Below are 16,982 nucleotides of genomic sequence, written 5' to 3'. Positions count from 1 at the left end.
CGGGCGGGGCGGGCGGGGTGGCTGACCCCTCCTTTCTGCCTCCCCGCGGGGAGGCCTTTCCCATCCAGCGGTCCCGCCCCGCCCGCGCTCTGAGGGCGGGGCGGCGCTCCACGACTCCACGCCTCTCTATGTCCACCCCGCTCTCTTCCGGCCAGCAGGCCGTCCTCGACGGCGCCGTCCGGTTCGTCCGCGACCAGGCCGGCCGCGTGGCCGAGACCGACCGGCCGACGGTCGACCCGCCCGAGGCCGCGTTCGGGACGCCGTTCGGGCTGGGCTACCTGTTTGGCGCCGTCGACGCGCTGTGCCAGGCGAACGGCGTGGCGTTCGACGGGATGGCCCTCGCGATCTTCGCCCTCACGCTGGACCAGGCCGTCGGGCGCCCGGCCGACGCGCTCCGCCGGCAGGCCCTCGACCTGGAGGCCGCCGGCGACGCCGACTTCGCGCGGGGCCGGACCTGGGGCGGCAATGAGGCGGCGGGGTGGGCGCGCGGGCAGCACGAGCCGGTCGGCTTGGTCCACCTCGCGCACGGCGACGAGCACCGGATGCAGTAGGGGAGGCCCGCCCGCTCTAGCCGGCGCCGTTCCCGCCGTTCCCAGAGGGCGGGGTGGCGGTGTCGGGCGGGGAGGTCTCCGCCGGCTCCGCCCCGCCCCCGCACAGCGCGTCGGCCAGGGCGGGGAGGACGTCGCCGAGGCGGGCGTCGAGGGCCACGGCGGCGTGCCGGTGCCCGCGCGTCTGGCCCAGTGTGACGATGGCGACTGGCGTGCCCTCGGCCTCGGCCTGGCGCACGAAGCGGTACCCGCTGTAGACGGTCAGGCTGGACCCGACGACGAGGAGCGCGTCGGCGTCGGAGACGATCGCGCGGGCCGTCGCCACGCGCGGCTTAGGAACGCTCTCGCCGAAAAAGACCACGTCCGGCTTGAGCGCGCCGCCGCACGACGGGCACGCCGGCGGCTCGAAGCGGGCAACGGCCGCGGCCTCCAACTCGGCGTCGCCGTCGGGCGCCGCCGCCCCGCCCGGGAGCACGGCGTCGAGCCAGCCGGGGTTGCGGGCCTCCGCCTGCGCCTGGACGTCGGCCCGCGGCCAGAGGTGGCCGCAGGCGAGGCATGCGACGTCGGCGAGCGTGCCGTGGAGCTCGACCACGCGCCGCGAGCCGGCCCGCCGGTGGAGCCCGTCGACGTTCTGCGTGACGACGCCGGAGACGGCGCCGGCGGCTTCGAGGCGCGCGAGGGCTCGGTGCCCGTCGTTGGGCTGTGCGTCGGCCACGCGCGCCCAGCCTCGCGTGGCGCGCGCCCAGTAGCGCCGCCGCGCCTCGGCGTCGCGGACGAAGTCGTCGTACTGGACCGGCCGGCGCTCGACGTGGCGCGTGGTCGGCCCGCGGTAGTCCGGGATGCCGGACTCGGTCGAGATCCCGGCCCCGGCGAGGACCGCCGTCCGCCGTCCGTGGAGGAGGCGAGCCAGGGCGTCGAGCGAGGCGGCGGGCGGGGTGGCAGCAGTCATCGCGCGGGAACGGGGGCGGGGCGGCCGGCCGTGCCTGCCCCGCCCCTACGGCCCGGCGAGGACGAGGGCGGGGTGGGGCACGAGCGCGGTCTCCTCTGAGCCTTCCCCATCCTCGTCTCCGCGGCCGCCACCGGGCGGGGCGGCCTCCCGAGCCGCCGCCCCGCCCGTGGCGAAAGGGCATCGCGGCGCGCCCCGGTACGAAACCGGGCGCCGGCGCGTACGTTGCGGCCCCGGCTCCTCGTCCCCCCACGCCCATGCCGACTCCGCCCCGCCCCGCCCGACGCGGGCGCCTCCCCCTGCTCGCCGTCCTCGTCGGCCTCGCGGCCCTCACCGCCTGCGACACGACCAACCCCGGCGGCAACCTCGACCTCGTCGAGGGCACGTACTCGCTCGCTGAGCTCTCGTTCGACCCGACCACGACCGACCTCTCGACGGCCAACGTCATCGACGTTCTCGAACCCGGGAGCGCGCGGCTGACCATCTACAGCGACGGAAACGCGCTGCTCTCCTTCCGCCGTCTCCAGGGCGGGCTCACGCGCGTCGACCTCCGCCCGCGGGCCTCGCGCGAGCGCGTGACGCTGGAGGCCGTCCGCCGCGAGGACGAGGACTTTCTTGCTGACATCCTCCTCCCGCCGTCGTTCGCGCTGGGCTACACCGGCGAGCCGGCCAACACGCTCGAAGGCTCGTTCTCGCAGTCCAACGTGGACCTCGAAGCCTTCGACCCCGAGCGCTACCAGGACCAGCGGAGCAACAGCGGCCAGCTCTCGGTCCGCTTCGAGCGCGTCACGCCGTAGCCCCCGCCCCGCCCGCGGGCGGGGTGGTCGGTCGGGCGCCGCCCCGCCCCCGACCCGTGCGGGCGGCGCTAGAACGCGACCCGGAAGCGGACGTTGAGCGTCCGCGGCGTGAGCCGCGTGGGGACCGCCGTGAACTGGCGCCGCCCCTCCTCGACCTGCTCGACCCACGAGTACGCGACGGTGTTTTTCTGGTCGAACACGTTGAGCACCTCGACCGTCGCCCGGAGCAGGAGCGGGGCGCCCGTCGGCGCCGTCCCCAGGCGGAGCTCCTTGGTCGCGCCCAGGTCGAACCGGAAGTAGGCGGGGAGGCTGACGGCGTTGCGGCGGCCGTCGGTAAAGATGGAGGCGCCGTCGAACTCGACCGCGATCCCCGATGAGCGGTCCTCGTCACGAGCCGGCGCCGTGACCGGGACGCCCGAGCCGAGGAGCGTGCGGATGTGGAGCGTCCACGTGTCGTCGCCGGGCACGTAGTCCTGCACGAAGAGGGACAGGTTGTGGCGGCGGTCGGTCGGCCGGCGGACCCAGTCGCCGCCGCCCCGCGCCTCGAACCGCGCCGCCGCCCGCTCGGCCTCGGCGGCGCTCAGGCCGTCGAGGTCGGGCGCGTAGAACCGCTCGCGCGTGACGAGGAACCCGTAGTTGACCCAGCTCTCCAGCCCCGGCACGAGCTCGCCCCGGAGCTGGACGTCGGCGCCGACGGCGTAGCCCTCGGAGTCGTTCTCGGCCGAGTACACGACGCGGACGTTCTCGGTGTCGTACGAGATGAGGTCCGAGAACCGCTTGGCGTAGGCCTCGGCGCGGAGCGCCACGCGGCGCGACGTGAAAAAGTGCTCCAGCCCAACGACCGCCTGCACCGCCCGCGGGCTCGTGATGTCGCCGTTGAGCGGGCGGAGCGCGGTGTCGGCCGGGGCGGGGTCGCCGCGGAGCTCGCGGTACGTCGGCGCCTGGTGGTAGACGCCGGCCGAGGCCGAAAGCGTCGTCTGCGGGCCGGACGCGTAGACGAGACCGAGCCGGGGCGAGAGCGTGAGCTCGTCGTTGTACCCGAAGTAGTCGGCGCGGAGGCCGGGCGTGACGGTCAGGCGGCCGAGCGCGAGCGCGTCCTCGACCCAGAGCGCGCCTTGCCAGCTCGCGAGCGACTCGCCGCCGACGATCTCGCGGCTCGTCGCCGTGACGGTGCCGCCGTCGCGCCCCCGGCCCGTCAGCGTCGTCCGCTCGCTGATGTCGTCGCCGAAGCGGAGCGCGCGGGCCTGCCACCCCGCCTCCAGCCCGTGGCGCCCCAGCCGCGCGAGGTAGCGGCCCTGGGCCGTGTAGACCGTCTGCGAGATCTCGTTGTCGGCCACGTCGGCCTGCGTCGCCTGGCCCTCGATGATGCGGTCGAGGTCGTCCTGCGGGCGGTCCGGCGCCTGCTGGCGGCGGAAGATGCTCGTGCGCGACGAGATGTCGTAGGTCTCGAACTCGTCGGTCGAGAACACGGAGAGCCGGTGCTCGGCGGCGACCGCGTCGCTCAAGCGGCTGGCGAGGAGCGCCCCGCCGAACCCGATGCCGTAGCCGTCCTCCTCGACCCCCTCGAAGTCGACGGCGACCGTGCGCACGAGGTTGGGGAAGATGCCGAACGTGGTCTCGCGCTGCTGCGGGGCGAGCCGGAAGCGGTGGCGGGCGTAGAGCCCGAGGAGCCGGAGCGCGTGGGCGTCCGACAGCCGCGCCTGGGCGACGCCCTGGACGTCGCGGTAGTCGGGGTCGTAGGCGCCGTCGAGCTCCTGGCCCGCGAAAAAGCGCTGGGGCCGCGCGCTCCGCGCCGCGACCGCCACGCCCACCCCGCCCCCCACGGCGCCCTGGACGGCGGCGCCGGCGTCGAGCGTGGACGAGTAGGCCGTCCCGGTGACCGGCCCCCCGGGCGGGGCGTAGGTCGCGTCGAGCACGCTGGCCAGCTTGCCCCCGTAGCGGACCGGGAAGCCCCCGGCAAACAGCGTGAGGCGGCTCGCGAGGTCGCCGTTGATGAGCCCCAGCCCCTCCTGCTCGCCCTGGCTGATGCGGAGCGGGCGGTAGACCTCGAAGCCGTCGATAAAGATCTGGTTCTCGTCGTACGACCCGCCCCGCACCGAGTACGCGTTCGAGAGCTCGTTCGACGACGTGACCCCGAGCTCGACCTTGACGCTGCGGATGGCGTCGGTGACCGGCGTGGGCAGGTCGCGGACCGTCCGCGGGTCGATCCGGCTGACGCCCACGCCCCGCTCGGCGCCGGCCTCGACGGCCACCTCGCCGAGCGCCTGGTCGGTCTGGGCGAGGACGGCGTCGAACGCCGTCGTCTCGCCGCGGCGCACGACGACCGTGTCGCGGACGGTCGCGTAGCCGACGAACGAGACCTGGACCGGGTACGTCCCCTCGGGGATGCGGAAGGCGTAGCGGCCGTCGGCGCCGGCGTTGCGGCCGTACGACGTGCCCGTGATGAGGACGGTCGCGCCGGCCACGCCGTCGCCGGTCGTGGCCTCGGTCACGCGGCCGGCGATCTCGCCCCACGCCTGGGCAGCGGCGCCGGGGGCGGAGGCCAGAAGGACGGCGCCGAGGAGGCACCCGAGGACGACGCGCATAGGACCGTCGGATTCCCGCAGGACGGCCGCTGGGCGGACCCGCCGAGCGGGGCGGAGGAGCAACGAGGGACGGTACCGAGGCGGATAGGCGGCGGGGGGGATGGCCTCCCGCGGCGGGCCGGGCGGGACGCGCCGAAGATACCGAGCGGGGCGGGGCGGGCGAGGGACGGCGGTGTGCCCTCTGCGCACGTGCAGGTAGAGGGCGGACGGTACGGCCTCTGAAGGGCGCTCGTGCGTCTTCGGGCACGTCATCCCCGCGCAGGCGGGGATCCAGGAGGGCCGGTCGCCGCGCCCCGTGCCCTGGATCTCGGATCGGGTCCGGGATGACGGTGGGGATGCACGGCGAATCGGCGGAACGCGTGTGAGAGCGGAGAAGCGGCGCCACCCCGCCCTCACCCCGCCAGGCCCAGCCACTCGTAGACGATCCACCAGAGTTGGAGCTGAGGCACCACGAGCCCGAACGCGGCCCCGGCCACGACCTGCCCCACCGAGTGCGCCCCGACGCGGACGCGCGCCCACATCAGGAGCGGGAGCAGGAGCACGAGCGGCCCGACCGTCGCGACGGTCAGCGCCGCCTCCACCCCGCCCGGCAGGTCGCGCCAGACGGTCAGCGCCGCGAACAGGAGGACGCCCACGAACCCGGCCAGGCTCGTCATGTGGATCGAGATCTTCCACCGGAGGTTGATGAGCAGGAGGGCCGCCGTGTTGAGCGGGTACAGCGCCGCGAACGCGACGATGACGGGGAGCGCCGGCCCCTCGACCGTGGCCGCGAGCAGGAGCGCCCCGACGGCGTACGACGCGACGCCGACGAGGAGCGGCCCCAGCCGCGCCGCCCGCTCGCGGACTTCGAGGCTCTCAGCCCGCCCCCGCCGGACCATGCCGACGACGTAGAGGAGCGGGACGAGGCAGAAAAAGACGAGCGAGACGCCAAACGTCCACGCAACCTCGCCCGGTCCGGCCCCGAAGTGCGCGTCGAGCAGGGCGAAGGCGACGGGCGGGAAGACGAGCGGGTTGAGGACGTACGAGACCGCGTTCGCCACGCGGTACCCCCGGTCGCGGGCGCCACCCCGCCCACGCGTCCGGGCGGGGCGGGGCGGGGCGGGGCGGTCGTCCGGGCGGGGCGGCACGAGCGGGGCGGGGGAGTGGAGGAGCGGCGGGCGAGGACGGGCGGGCGTTCCCCAGAGACTCGGCGACTCGGGCACGTTGGACTGGGCTCGTCACCCTTTACTCGTCACCCGTCTCCTAGTACGCGCGGGCGTAGACGACGCGGCCGGCCGAGGGCGCCCCGCTCACGGGGTCCGTCCCGGGCTCGTCGGTGTCGACGCCGGGGAACTGGCCGGGGAACGGGACGCAGCGGATCGTCGCCTTGGCCTCGTCCTTGACGCGGGCCTCGGTCTCGGGCGTGCCGTCCCAGTGCATGAGCGCGAACCCGCCGGCCTCCATGACCTCCTGGAACCGCTCGTAGCTGTCGACGACGTGCGTGTGCTCGCGGCGGAACGCGGCGGCCCGGTCGTAGAGCGCCTGCTGGACCTCATGGAGCGCCGTGCGGACGGCCCCGGCGATCCCGCGCTGGGGCACCGGGCTCTTGTCGCCCGTGTCGCGGCGCGCGAGCTCGGCCGTCCCGTTCTCGACGTCGCGCGGGCCGACGGCCAGCCGCACCGGCACGCCCTCGACCTCGTACTGCGCGAACTTCCACCCGGGCCGGTACTGGTCCCGGTCGTCGAGGACCACGCGGACGCCGTCGGCGAGGAGCGCGTCGCGCATCTCGCGGGCTGCGTCGAGCACGGCCTCGTTGTCGCCGTTCTTGCGCGTGATCGGGACGATGGCGACCTGGACCGGGGCCAGCTTGGGCGGCATGATCACGCCGGCGTCGTCGCCGTGCGTCATGATGAGCGCGCCGATGAGCCGCGTCGAGACGCCCCACGACGTGGCCCAGACGTATTCGGCCTCGTTGTCCTGGTTCTGGAACGTGCAGTCGAAGGCGCGCGCGAAGTTCTGCCCCAGAAAGTGGCTCGTTCCGGCCTGGAGCGCCTTCCCGTCCTGCATCAGCGCCTCGATGCAGTACGTGTCGACGGCGCCCGGGAACCGCTCGGCCGCCGTCTTGACGCCGCGGACGACGGGCATCGCCATCCACTCCTCGGCGAACGTGGCGTAGACGTCGAGCATCTGGCGCGTCTCGTCGACCGCCTCCTGCTCCGTCGCGTGCGCCGTGTGGCCCTCCTGCCACAGGAACTCGGCTGTGCGGAGGAACAGGCGCGTCCGCATCTCCCAGCGGACCACGTTGGCCCACTGGTTGATGAGGACGGGGAGGTCGCGCCACGACTGGATCCAGCGCGAGTACGTGTCCCAGATGATGGTCTCCGACGTGGGCCGGACCACGAGCGGCTCGTCGAGTTCAGCGTCGGGGTCAACGATGAGATCCCCGTCCTCTTCTTTCAGCCGGTAGTGCGTGACGACGGCGCACTCCTTGGCGAACCCCTCGACGTGCTCGGCCTCGCGGGCGAGGAAGCTTTTGGGGATGAAGAGCGGGAAGTAGGCGTTCCGGTGGCCCGTCGCCTTGAACATGCGGTCGAGCGCGCCCTGCATGTTCTCCCACAGCTCGTACCCGTTCGGCGGCAGGACCATCGAGCCGCGGACGGGCGACGTCTCGGCCAGCTTCGCGGCCCGGATGACGTCCTGGTACCATTGGGCGTAGTCGTCGGCGCGCTTCGTGATCGTCTCGGCCATAGCGGACCCGGGGGCGGGGTGGGGCCGCCGACGCAACTTGGCGGCGGCGGTAGAGTTACCAGGATGTGTGACCCATGAGGGGCCACCCCGCCCCGCGCCCGCCGCCACGCGGCGTTACCTCGGGCGGGGCGGCGGCGGCTGGCCCGGTAGGGCCGGCGAATATACCCGGCGGCCCCGCGGCCCCCGCCCCGCCCGCCCCTCTTCGCGCGGCCTCCGCACCCGAGCCCTCCGAACCCATGTCGCAGATCCCGCTCCTGGGGCGCTCTCTCCGCCCCGCCCTCGCCCTCGCGCTCGTCACCGCCCTAGCCGGATGCTATTCGGCCCGCCCCGCCCTCGTCGAGCGCGACCGCGGGCCGGCCCCGGTCGTCCCCGATACGGCTGAGGCCGGCCCGGCCCGCGTCGGCCTCGCGGCGACGATGGACGTGCCCCAGAACCCGTACGGCGACACGGCCGCCGTCGCGCTCCCCGACGCCGGCGAGCTCCCCAGCCTGAACGCCATCGACGGCCGCGCCGACGGCTCCGACGACGCCTACGCCGAGGGCGGGGCGGTCGACCCCAGCGCCGTCTCAGTCACGCGCTACTACTACGACGACGCGGGCACCTACTACTACGACGACGTCGAGGCCGACCTCGCCGACGGCGGCCTGGGCGTCGACGACGACTTCTACTACGGGGGCTACTACGCCGACTACTACCGCTACGGGGACCCGTCGTACTACCCCTCGCTCTACACCTACTACCGGCCGTACCGGGTCTACAACCCGTACCGCCGCTTCGGGTGGTACAACACGTGGGGCCGCCGCTACGGGGCGTTCGGGCACTCGCCGTACTACGCCTACGACCCGTTCTTCAGCTACGGCGGCGTGTACGACCCGTTCTTCTACGACCCCTTCTTCTACGGGCCGGGCGTCCACGTCTCCGTCGGGTTCGGGTTCGGTGGGTTTGGGTACGGCGGCTACGGGTACGGCCACAACCCGTACTTCGCCGGGGCCGGCTACTACGGCCCGGGCTACTACGGCCGCCCCCGTCACCACAACTACTACACCTACCGCGAACGCCGCGGCGCCGACGACGGCGTGCGCAGCCCGGTCCGCGGCATGCCGGGCACGCCGTCGTCGCCCATCGTCGAGTCGACGCCGAACCCGGCGCGGGTGCCCGCGCGGATGCCGGTGCGGCGCGGCCTGAACCCGGCCCGTATCTCTGGAGACCCGGCGCCGAACGCCACGCGGGCGCCGGTGCGCGCCGGGCGGGGCGGGGCCGATCCCGTCGCCGACGCGCCCGGCCGCCGAACGCCGCCCCGGGCCACGGCGCCCCGAACCCCACGCCGCGGCGAGCCGGGGACGACAGGCCGAGTGCTCCCCGGCCGCGCCGCCCCGACGCGGGCGACCCCGGCGCGGACCGCCCCGCCCGACCGCGAGTGGGCGCGCCCGGAGCGGGCGCCCCGCGTCCCGCGCCGCGCTCGCAGCGAGGACGCGCGCGTCCGCGAGGCGGCCCCGCGCCCCGAGAGGCGGCCTCGCCCGGAGGCCCGACCCGTTCCTCGCCGCGAGACGCGCCCCGCCCCGCCCCCGCGCCGTGAAACGCGCCCCGCCCCGCGCCGCGAGACGCGCCCTGCTCCGCCCCCGCGGCGCCAGACGCGTTCCGCCCCACCCCCGCGGCGGGAGTCGCGGCCGGCGCCGGCGCCTCGGCGCCAGGAGTCGCGGCCAGCCCGCTCCTCGGGCGGCGGCCGCTCGACGGGCGGGTCCAGCCGGCGCTCGTCGCGCCGCGGCGGCAACGGATAGGGCACCCTTCGGGTGGGTACGGGGTACCGGGTACGAGGTACGGTCTAATCTGACCTCGACGCAGGTGTACCTCGTACCGAGTACCCCGTACCTCCTTGCACATTGCTCTGGGCGGGGTGGTGTGCCCCCTACGCCACGGCTTCGACGGCCCGCGGGCGGGGGGGGGCGGGGGCCTGCGGGCGGGGTGAGCGCGTCCGGCGAGCCGGCCACCGCACCGCCGTCTCGGCGACGGCGGCCCCCAGCGCGAGGAGGCCAGCCGTGACGGCGAGCGCGCGGCCGGGCGTCACGAACGCCCACATCTGGAGAAAAGCGACGGCCGCTCCCGCCGGGGCCGACACCAGGAGCGGGGCGAGCCGGGCCGCCGCCCCAAAGTGGTCGCTCCGGCGCGAGAACGGCGGCGTCCGGTACAGGACGGCCTGGAGCCGCGTGGCGAGGGCCACGACGGCGAACCAGAACGCCGCGTGGACGGCGGCGTCGGCGACCGGCATCGAGAGCACGAGGAGCGCGGCAATCCCAACGTGGAGCGGGAGCAGGACGCGAACCATGAGCGCCTTCTGCGCCCCGATCTGCGCCAGTCGAGGCCGCGCCTCGGGCAGCGTCCCGAACAGCCACGCGGCCTCGGCGTGGTCCGAATACTGGAGCGTCTGCACGAGCGACTGCGCGCAGAACAGGAGCACGACGATCACCGACAGGTGGAGCTGCGTGTTCGGGTCCGTAAGGAGCCCGGCCGTGCCGTAGACGAACAGGCTCCCCAGCCCGTCGCCCAGCCACCCGAACACGACGAACGCGAGCGGGAGCAGGGCCGCCGGCCACAGGCGCCCGCGCACGATGCGGTCGTCGGCGAAGGCGGCGAGCGCGAACCCATACACCGCGCGGACCGGCCCGCGGCGGGCCGCGACCCGCTCGAACGGGAGCAGCCGGCGCCCACCCCGCCCCGCCCGCTCGGCGCGGCGGGCGCCGTCGGCGAGGCGCCGGAGGAGGCGGAAGTAGCGGTCCGGGAAGACGGCCGTGAACAGGACGGCGAACAGGGCGACTGTGGCGAGGAGCACGCCGAGCCCCCACGTCGACCGGCCGAGGATGGCGTCGGCGAGCCACGCGCCCGGCCACCACGGCACGTCGACGGCCTCGGCCGTCGTCCCGATGAGCTGGAAGCCGAGCACGAGCACGCCGATAAACAGCGCCCGCGCCGCCGTCAGCGCGTAGCGGAGCGGCGTGGGCGGCAGCGCGAGCGTGAGGCTCCACAGGACTACGAGCGCCGCCGCGGCCGTCCATGCGACCGCCGCCGCCACGCCGGCGCCGACGGCGAGCCCCGCCCCGCCCCCGTGCGCGAGCGCCACCCGTAAGGCGACCGGGACGGCCACGCCCGTCACCATCAGGCCCGTGTACACGCCCACGCCGACCAGCCGCGCCCCGTAGTGCTGGCGCTCGGTCGCCGGCAGCGTCGCCAGCCAGGCGTTCTCTTTGGGCCGCCCCATGAGGTCGTCGTACGACCCGACGACGCCGAACGCGGCGAGCACGACGCCGAATGAGACCGACACGAACAGGGCCTGCGCCGCCGGGGCGTTGCCCAGCGACAGCGCGAGGACGAGGCCCGTGAACCCGTAGGCGATGACGGTCGTCGCCACGCGTCCCGCGCTCCGCTTGCCCGAGCGGGCGTGGCGGAGGTCGGCCCGGAGTTGGGCCGCGGCGAGCGTGAGGACCGGGCGCCCCGGGGTGCGGGTCGTGGGCATGGCGACGGTATCGGCGGGGCGGGGCGGGGAGGTTAGCGCCGGGGCGGGACAGGGGCTACGCATCACCATGAGTAGCGTAGGAGCCGGTTTCGCTCCGCTCCACCGCTCATGGCTCTGCTTGGAGGTCACTTCGACCTCATCCCCGACCCGCGCCGAGACCACGGCAAGCGCCACGCGCTCTCCGACATCTTCGGCCTCGCGCTCTGCGCCATCACGGCCGGTGCCGACAGCTTCCTCGCCATCGAGGCCTTCGGCAAGGCGCGCCTCGACTGGCTCCGGCGCTGGTTGCCGCTCACCCACGGCGTCCCGTCGCACGACACCGTCCGCCGTGTCTTCGCCCTCGTCGACCGCCGACACTTCGAGCGCTCGTTTGCCGCCTGGGCGCAGGAGGCCTTCCGCAAGACCGACGGCCGGGTCGTCGCCGTCGACGGCAAGCGGCTCCGGCGCGCCCGCGACGCGGGCGAGCCCATGCTGACGGTCGTCTCGGCGTGGGCCACCGAGGCGGGCGCGGCACTCGGACAGGTCACCACCGACGACGGCGAGGGCGAGGTGTCAGCCGTCCCGCGCCTGCTGGCGCTCTTGGACCTCTCGGGCTGCATCGTCACCACCGACGCGGCCGGGTGCCAGACCGACATTGCGAAGCAGATCGTCGACGGCGGCGGGGACTACGTGTTCGGCCTCAAAGGCAACCAGGCCGGGCTGCGCGAGCAAGCCGAGCGCTGGATGATGGAGGCGACGCTCTCGGGAGACGTGGACGCCTTCGAGACCTCTGAGCGTGGCCACGGCCGCGTCGAGACGCGGCGCTACTGGTCGGCCGCTGTGCCGGACGAGGCGCTGCGGAGGCTGCTCTGGGCCGGACTGACGAGCGTCGGGATGGTGGAGTCCACGCGGACGGTGGGCGGCAAGACCTCGACCGAGCAGCGCTACTTCGCGACGAGCCTGGCGGTCGACGCCGAGACGCTTGCGCGGTCGGTGCGTGGGCACTGGGGCGTCGAGAACGGGCTGCACTGGTCGCTCGACGTGAGCTTCGGCGAAGACGCGAGCCGGACACGGACCGATCACGCAGCGGCGAACCTGGCGGTAGCGCGGCGGGTGGCGCTGACGCTGCTGCGCGCCGAGACAACGGCCGAGGGCGGCGCGCCGACGAAGCGGATGCGATGCGCCTGGGACGCCGACTACCTCGCGACGGTGCTCCGGCTAGAGTGATGCGTAGCCCCTGCGCCTCCGCGCCGCCGCCCCGCCCTCACCACGCACGTACCACGCGCGGGCGGGGCGGCCCCGGGTCAGCCCCGGAGCTCAGCGCCGTGCTCGGCGCCGAGCGCCTTGACCACGCGGCGGACCCGGCCGTCGACCTCCTTGTCGCGGAGCGTCCGGTCGGCCCCGAAGCGGAGCGCGAACGCGAGGCTCTTGTGGCCCGCCTCGACGCCCTCGCCCCGGTACAGGTCGAACAGGCGGACGTCCTGCAAGAGCGGCCGCCCCGCCCGGCGGATCGTCTCCAGCAGCGGCCCGGCCGGCTGCGCCTCGGGGACCACGACGGCCAGGTCGCGCTCGACGACGGGGTGCCGGCTGATCGGCTCGTACGCCACGACGGCGTCACGGTCGGCGAGGGCCACGACGGCGTCCCAGTCCAGCTCGGCCGCGAAGAGCGGCGCCTGGAGGTCGGCCGCGTCGGCGACGGCGTCGGACACGCGGCCCAGCACGCCGAGGCGGCGCCCGCCGGCCTCCAGCACGAGCGCGTACGCGGTGAGGGCGTCGGGGGCGGGGCGGGGCGTCTCGGTCACGCCCGTGATTCCCAGGTCGGCCAGCAGGTCCACGACCACGCCCTTCAGGTCGTACACGTCGGTCTCGCGGGCGGGGCGGTCCCAGGCGTCGAGCACGGCCGCCCCGCTCATGCCCAGCGCGAGCGCGCGGTGCTCGTGGTAGCCGTCGACCACCCCGCCCGCGCCGTTCCTGTCTGCGCCGTTCTCGTCTGCGCCGGCCGCTTTCCGGTAGACGTGGCCCGACTCCATGAGCCGGAGCGACCCCGCCCCGCGCGCCTGGTTGTACGACGCGACGGCGAGCAGGCCGGGCAGGAGCGACGGCCGGAGCGCGGCCATCTCCTGCGAGATCGGGTTGAGCGTCTCGACGGGCGGGGCGGCGGCCCCGGTCCACGCCGCGTCCGCGAACGCCTCGGCGGTCGGGCGGGAGACGAGCGAGTTGGTGTACGTCTCGCGGAAGCCCAGCGCGGCGAGGCGCCGGAGGCTCCGCGCGAGCAGCCGCGCGCTCGGCGTGTCGCCTGCGGGCACGAGCGGGACCGCCGTCGTGGTCGGCGTCGGGAGGCGGTCGTAGCCCCACAGCCGCGCCACCTCCTCGATCACGTCGACCTCGCGCTCCACGTCGGGCCGGAACGGGGGGACCGTCACCTCCAGGCCGGACTCGCCGCCCTCGACCCCGAACCCGATGGCCGTGAGCAGGCGCGCGATGTCCTCGACCGGCACCTCGACGCCCAGCACGCGGGCCACGCGGGCGGGGCGGAGCCGGACCGTGCGCGGGGCGTAGGGCCGCGGGTTCTCGTCGATCCTGCCGTCCACGACCACCCCGCCCCCGGTCTGCGCGACGAGGTCGGCGGCGCGGGCGACGGCGAACGGCTGGCCTGTCGGGTCGGCGCCGCGCTCGAAGCGGTAGCTGGCGTCGGTCTGGAGGCCGAGCGCTTTGGCGGTCCGGCGGATCTGGCTGGGCTCCCACATGGCGCCCTCAATGAACACGGTCGTCGTCGCCTCCGTCACCTCGCTGTCCGCCCCGCCCATGACGCCGGCGACGCCGACGAACCGCTCGCCGTCGGCGACCATGACCGTTCCGGCCGGGAGCTTCCGCTCGACGCCGTCGAGCGTCGTGAACGCCTCCCCGCCCTCGGCGGCCACGACGCGGACGCGCCCGCCTTCGAGGCGGTCGAGGTCGTAGGCGTGGAGCGGCTGGCCCGTCTCCAGCATCACGAAGTTGGTCACGTCGACCACGTTCGAGATCGGCCGCAGGCCGACCGACACGAGCCGCTCCTTGAGCCACTCCGGCGACTCCCCGACCGTCACGTTCTCGACCACCATGCCCACGAAGCGCGGGCACGCATCGGGGACGTCGATCTCGACCGACACGAGGTCGGCCACCGCCCCGCCCACACCAGGCACGGGCGGGGCGGACCGCAACCCGGCGGGGCGGCGCAAGGGCTTGTCCAGGAGCGCGGCCACGTCGCGGGCCACGCCGACGTGGCTCGTCGCGTCCGGCCGGTTGGGCGTGACGTTGACGTCGAGGACGGCGTCGCCGCCCCGCCCGTGCTCGGCGAGGTAGTCGGCGAACGGCTGGCCCACGACGGCGTCGCCGTCCAGGACCAGGATGCCGTCGTGGTCGGTCCCGATGCCTAGCTCGTCCTCGGCGCAGATCATCCCGTTCGAGACCTGCCCGCGGATCTTCCCCTTTTTGATGGTGACGAGCTCGACCCCGGACCCGTCGCGGGCGGGGAGGTCGAGGACCGTCCCCACCGTCGCGACGGGCACGGCCTGGCCGGCGGCCACGTTGGGCGCCCCGCACACGATCTGGACCGGACCGTCCGCGCCCGCCACCCCGCCCAGATCGACGTCGCAGACCTGGAGCCGGTCGGCGTCCGGGTGCGGGCGGACGTCGACGACGCGGCCGACGACGACGCCGTCGAGCGCCGGCCCGCCCCGCTCGACGCCCTCGACTTCGAGGCCGGACCGCGTGAGGAGGTCAGCGAGCGCGTCGGCCGAGAGCCCGTGCTCGACGTACTCGGAGAGCCAGTTGATCGAGAGGTACATGGTACAGGGTACTCGGTACGGTGGGCGGGGCACGTACCTCGTACCCCGTACCCCGTACCTCAGAATTGGCGCAGGAAGCGAACGTCGTTCTCGTAGAGCAGGCGGATGTCGTCGATGCCGTGACGGAGCATGGCGAGGCGCTCGACGCCCATCCCGAAGGCGTAGCCCGTGTAGCGCTCGGAGTCCACGCCGACGTTGTCGAGCACGTTCGGGTCGACCATTCCCGAGCCCAGGATCTCCATCCACCGGCCGCCGTCCGGGAGCGCGCTGTCGGCCCACCACACGTCGACCTCGGCCGAGGGCTCGGTAAAGGGGAAGAAGCTGGGGCGGAATCGCATCCGCGCCTCGCGCGCCGGCCCGTCCGACGCCCCGAAAAAGGCCCGCGCGAACGCCTGGAGCATGGCCTTGAGGTCCGCGAAGCTCACGCCCTCATCTACGACGAGCCCCTCGACCTGGTGGAACAGGCAGTAGCTCTTGTACGAGATGGCCTCGTTGCGGAACACGCGGCCCGGCGCGATCAGGCGGAGCGGCGGCTCGCCGTCTTCGAGCGCCCGGATCTGGACCGGCGACGTGTGCGTGCGCAGCACGACGCCCCGCCCCTCGGGCGGCGGCGGCTCCAGGAAGAACGTGTCCTGCATGTCCCGGGCGGGGTGGTCCGCCGGGAAGTTGAGGGCCGAGAAGTTGTGCCAGTCGTCCTCGATCTCGGGGCCGCGCGCGACCGAGAACCCGAACGAGCGGAAGATGTCCTGGATGTCCGCGAGCGTCTGCGTGAGCACGTGGAGGCTGCCCCGCCCCGCCCGCCCGGCGACCGGCGCCGGCACGCGGCCGGGCAGCGTGAGGTCGAGGTCCGTGGCGCCCTCCGCCCCGCCCGCCCCGCCCCGCGCGCCGTCAGCGGCGGCGTCCAGCCGGTCCTGCGCCGCCTGCTTGAGCGCGTTGAGCCGCTGCCCCACGGCCCGCCGCTGGTCGGGCGCGACGGTCCCGATCTGGGCGAACAGGTCGGTGACGACGCCGGACTTCCGCCCGAGAAACCGGACGCGATACGCCTCGGCGGCCTCAGCGCTGTCGAGGGGGGCGTCGTCGATCTCAGCCTGGACGGCGGCGATCTGGTCGTCGAGGGAGGTGGCCATGCTGCGTGTTTCGTATTGCGTGTTCCTCTGCGCGCAGCTCCAACACGCACGACGAAACACGGAACAGGATCAACAAAAAGACTCCCGCCGGGCCGGGGCCGGGCGGGAGTCGCGTCGAACAAGCCGGGCGGGCCCAGAGGGCGGAACCCAACGGGCGGGGCGGTGGCCCCTACGCCGTGGCCTGCTCGACGACGGCGGCAAACGCGGCCTTGTCGCGGACCGCGAGGTCGGCGAGGACCTTCCGGTTGAGCGGGATGTCCGCCTTGTTCAGGCCCGAGATCAGGCGCGAGTAGGTGGTCCCGTTCTGGCGGGCGGCGGCGTTGATGCGGGCGATCCAGAGCCGCCGGAACTGGCGCTTGCGGGCGCGGCGGTCGCGGTAGGCGTACTGGAGCCCCTTTTCAACGGAATGCTTGGCAACGGTGTAGACGTTGCCACGGCGACCCCAGTAGCCTTTCGCCAGCTTCAGAACTTTGCGGCGACGGCGACGGGAGGCCACGAGATTTCGTGCTCGGGGCATCTTGGTTCCGTGGGTGAGGGTGAGGAGGGCCGGCCGCGAACGGCCGGGACGGAGGGCGGGCGGGGCAGACCGCCCCGCCCAAGCGCCTTACTTGACGATGAGCTTCTTCATCCGGGCCTCGTCGGCCTGGTTGACCAGGGTCGCGCCGCGGAGGTTGCGCTTCCGCTTCGGCGACTTCTTGGTCAGGATGTGGCTCGTGAACGCCTTTTTGCGCTTGACGCGACCCGTCCCGGTCAGCGTGAAGCGCTTTTTGGCGCCGCTGTTCGACTTCATCTTCGGCATCGGACTCTCGGGGCGTGGTCGGGCAAACGAACGCCCGTCGCGGTTGGGCGGCGGGCGAGACGAAGGGCGGAAGCTACGGGCGGGGCGGAGCTAGACCGCCCCGCCCACGGGTCTTTGCAGAGTGTTCGGGCGGGGCGGG

General features: G+C 74.4%; 13 protein-coding genes. 4 read left to right on the top strand and 9 right to left on the bottom strand.

Annotation, left to right across the window (positions count from 1 at the left end; translation table 11 throughout):
- Nucleotides 1-128: 128 nt before the first annotated feature.
- Complete coding sequence (locus tag RQM47_RS02325; RefSeq protein WP_314007232.1) at nt 129-551, top strand: hypothetical protein; 423 nt, start codon at nt 129-131, stop codon at nt 549-551.
- Between the two features lie 16 nt (nt 552-567).
- Here the strand turns inward: RQM47_RS02325 and RQM47_RS02320 are convergent, their stop codons facing one another.
- The gene (locus tag RQM47_RS02320) at nt 568-1,497 is read right to left on the bottom strand and encodes an NAD-dependent protein deacetylase (protein ID WP_314007230.1); all 930 of its coding nucleotides are present in this window, start codon (nt 1,495-1,497) and stop codon (nt 568-570) included.
- A 254-nt stretch (nt 1,498-1,751) separates the two neighbouring features.
- On the opposite strand from RQM47_RS02320, the gene RQM47_RS02315 reads away from it, so the two are divergent.
- A complete protein-coding gene (locus RQM47_RS02315) occupies nt 1,752-2,291 on the top strand; it encodes a hypothetical protein (RefSeq protein ID WP_311662889.1) in 540 nt (179 codons plus the stop codon).
- Nucleotides 2,292-2,359: 68 nt separating this feature from the next.
- On the opposite strand, the gene RQM47_RS02310 is transcribed toward RQM47_RS02315, so the two are convergent.
- From RQM47_RS02310 to proS, 3 genes are all read right to left on the bottom strand, one after another.
- Entirely contained in the window at nt 2,360-4,876 is a 2,517-nt protein-coding gene (locus RQM47_RS02310) for a TonB-dependent receptor (RefSeq protein ID WP_311662890.1), read from the bottom strand.
- Between the two features lie 392 nt (nt 4,877-5,268).
- Nucleotides 5,269-6,003: a hypothetical protein gene (locus tag RQM47_RS02305; RefSeq protein WP_311662891.1), complete on the bottom strand. Its 735-nt coding sequence runs from the start codon at nt 6,001-6,003 to the stop codon at nt 5,269-5,271.
- Between the two features lie 115 nt (nt 6,004-6,118).
- The gene (proS, locus tag RQM47_RS02300) at nt 6,119-7,603 is read right to left on the bottom strand and encodes a proline--tRNA ligase (protein WP_311662892.1); all 1,485 of its coding nucleotides are present in this window, start codon (nt 7,601-7,603) and stop codon (nt 6,119-6,121) included.
- A 236-nt stretch (nt 7,604-7,839) separates the two neighbouring features.
- Between proS and RQM47_RS02295 the strand changes: the two genes are divergently transcribed.
- The gene (locus tag RQM47_RS02295) at nt 7,840-9,381 is read left to right on the top strand and encodes a hypothetical protein (RefSeq protein ID WP_311662893.1); all 1,542 of its coding nucleotides are present in this window, start codon (nt 7,840-7,842) and stop codon (nt 9,379-9,381) included.
- Nucleotides 9,382-9,509: 128 nt separating this feature from the next.
- Here the strand turns inward: RQM47_RS02295 and RQM47_RS02290 are convergent, their stop codons facing one another.
- Complete coding sequence (locus RQM47_RS02290; RefSeq protein WP_314007227.1) at nt 9,510-11,111, bottom strand: hypothetical protein; 1,602 nt, start codon at nt 11,109-11,111, stop codon at nt 9,510-9,512.
- A gap of 108 nt (nt 11,112-11,219) precedes the next feature.
- Here RQM47_RS02290 and RQM47_RS02285 point away from each other — a divergent pair, with 108 nt between their 5' ends.
- On the top strand, nt 11,220-12,317 hold the full coding sequence (locus tag RQM47_RS02285; protein ID WP_311666078.1) for an ISAs1 family transposase: 1,098 nt from the start codon (nt 11,220-11,222) through the stop codon (nt 12,315-12,317).
- A gap of 77 nt (nt 12,318-12,394) precedes the next feature.
- On the opposite strand, the gene pheT is transcribed toward RQM47_RS02285, so the two are convergent.
- The 4 genes from pheT to rpmI form a co-directional block, all read right to left on the bottom strand.
- A complete protein-coding gene (pheT, locus tag RQM47_RS02280; RefSeq protein ID WP_314007225.1) occupies nt 12,395-14,917 on the bottom strand; it encodes a phenylalanine--tRNA ligase subunit beta in 2,523 nt (840 codons plus the stop codon).
- Between the two features lie 59 nt (nt 14,918-14,976).
- On the bottom strand, nt 14,977-16,044 hold the full coding sequence (gene pheS, locus RQM47_RS02275; RefSeq protein ID WP_311664721.1) for a phenylalanine--tRNA ligase subunit alpha: 1,068 nt from the start codon (nt 16,042-16,044) through the stop codon (nt 14,977-14,979).
- A 169-nt stretch (nt 16,045-16,213) separates the two neighbouring features.
- A complete protein-coding gene (rplT, locus tag RQM47_RS02270; protein WP_311664719.1) occupies nt 16,214-16,561 on the bottom strand; it encodes a 50S ribosomal protein L20 in 348 nt (115 codons plus the stop codon).
- 87 nt (nt 16,562-16,648) lie between these two features.
- Nucleotides 16,649-16,843 (bottom strand): 50S ribosomal protein L35, encoded by a 195-nt coding sequence (gene rpmI / locus RQM47_RS02265; protein WP_311664717.1) that lies wholly within the window; start codon nt 16,841-16,843, stop codon nt 16,649-16,651.
- Nucleotides 16,844-16,982 lie beyond the last annotated feature (139 nt).

Origin of the sequence: Rubrivirga sp. S365 (genome assembly GCF_032248475.1) — a bacterium.
In the GTDB taxonomy this organism is placed as follows: Bacteria; Bacteroidota; Rhodothermia; order Rhodothermales; family Rubricoccaceae; genus Rubrivirga; species Rubrivirga litoralis.
Note: the sequence above shows the minus strand (reverse complement) of the source record. Positions and strands in the feature narration are given on the sequence as shown.

Excerpts from the sequence above, each read along its gene's own strand:
- RQM47_RS02325 (WP_314007232.1), top strand. The coding sequence starts at position 129 with ATGTCCACCCCGCTCTCTTCCGGCCAGCAGGCCGTCCTCGACGGCGCC.
- rpmI (WP_311664717.1), bottom strand. The coding sequence starts at position 16,843 with ATGCCGAAGATGAAGTCGAACAGCGGCGCCAAAAAGCGCTTCACGCTG.
- RQM47_RS02320 (WP_314007230.1), bottom strand. The coding sequence starts at position 1,497 with ATGACTGCTGCCACCCCGCCCGCCGCCTCGCTCGACGCCCTGGCTCGC.
- proS (WP_311662892.1), bottom strand. The coding sequence starts at position 7,603 with ATGGCCGAGACGATCACGAAGCGCGCCGACGACTACGCCCAATGGTAC.
- RQM47_RS02295 (WP_311662893.1), top strand. The coding sequence starts at position 7,840 with ATGTCGCAGATCCCGCTCCTGGGGCGCTCTCTCCGCCCCGCCCTCGCC.
- pheS (WP_311664721.1), bottom strand. The coding sequence starts at position 16,044 with ATGGCCACCTCCCTCGACGACCAGATCGCCGCCGTCCAGGCTGAGATC.
- RQM47_RS02310 (WP_311662890.1), bottom strand. The coding sequence starts at position 4,876 with ATGCGCGTCGTCCTCGGGTGCCTCCTCGGCGCCGTCCTTCTGGCCTCC.
- RQM47_RS02285 (WP_311666078.1), top strand. The coding sequence starts at position 11,220 with ATGGCTCTGCTTGGAGGTCACTTCGACCTCATCCCCGACCCGCGCCGA.
- rplT (WP_311664719.1), bottom strand. The coding sequence starts at position 16,561 with ATGCCCCGAGCACGAAATCTCGTGGCCTCCCGTCGCCGTCGCCGCAAA.
- RQM47_RS02290 (WP_314007227.1), bottom strand. The coding sequence starts at position 11,111 with ATGCCCACGACCCGCACCCCGGGGCGCCCGGTCCTCACGCTCGCCGCG.
- RQM47_RS02315 (WP_311662889.1), top strand. The coding sequence starts at position 1,752 with ATGCCGACTCCGCCCCGCCCCGCCCGACGCGGGCGCCTCCCCCTGCTC.
- pheT (WP_314007225.1), bottom strand. The coding sequence starts at position 14,917 with ATGTACCTCTCGATCAACTGGCTCTCCGAGTACGTCGAGCACGGGCTC.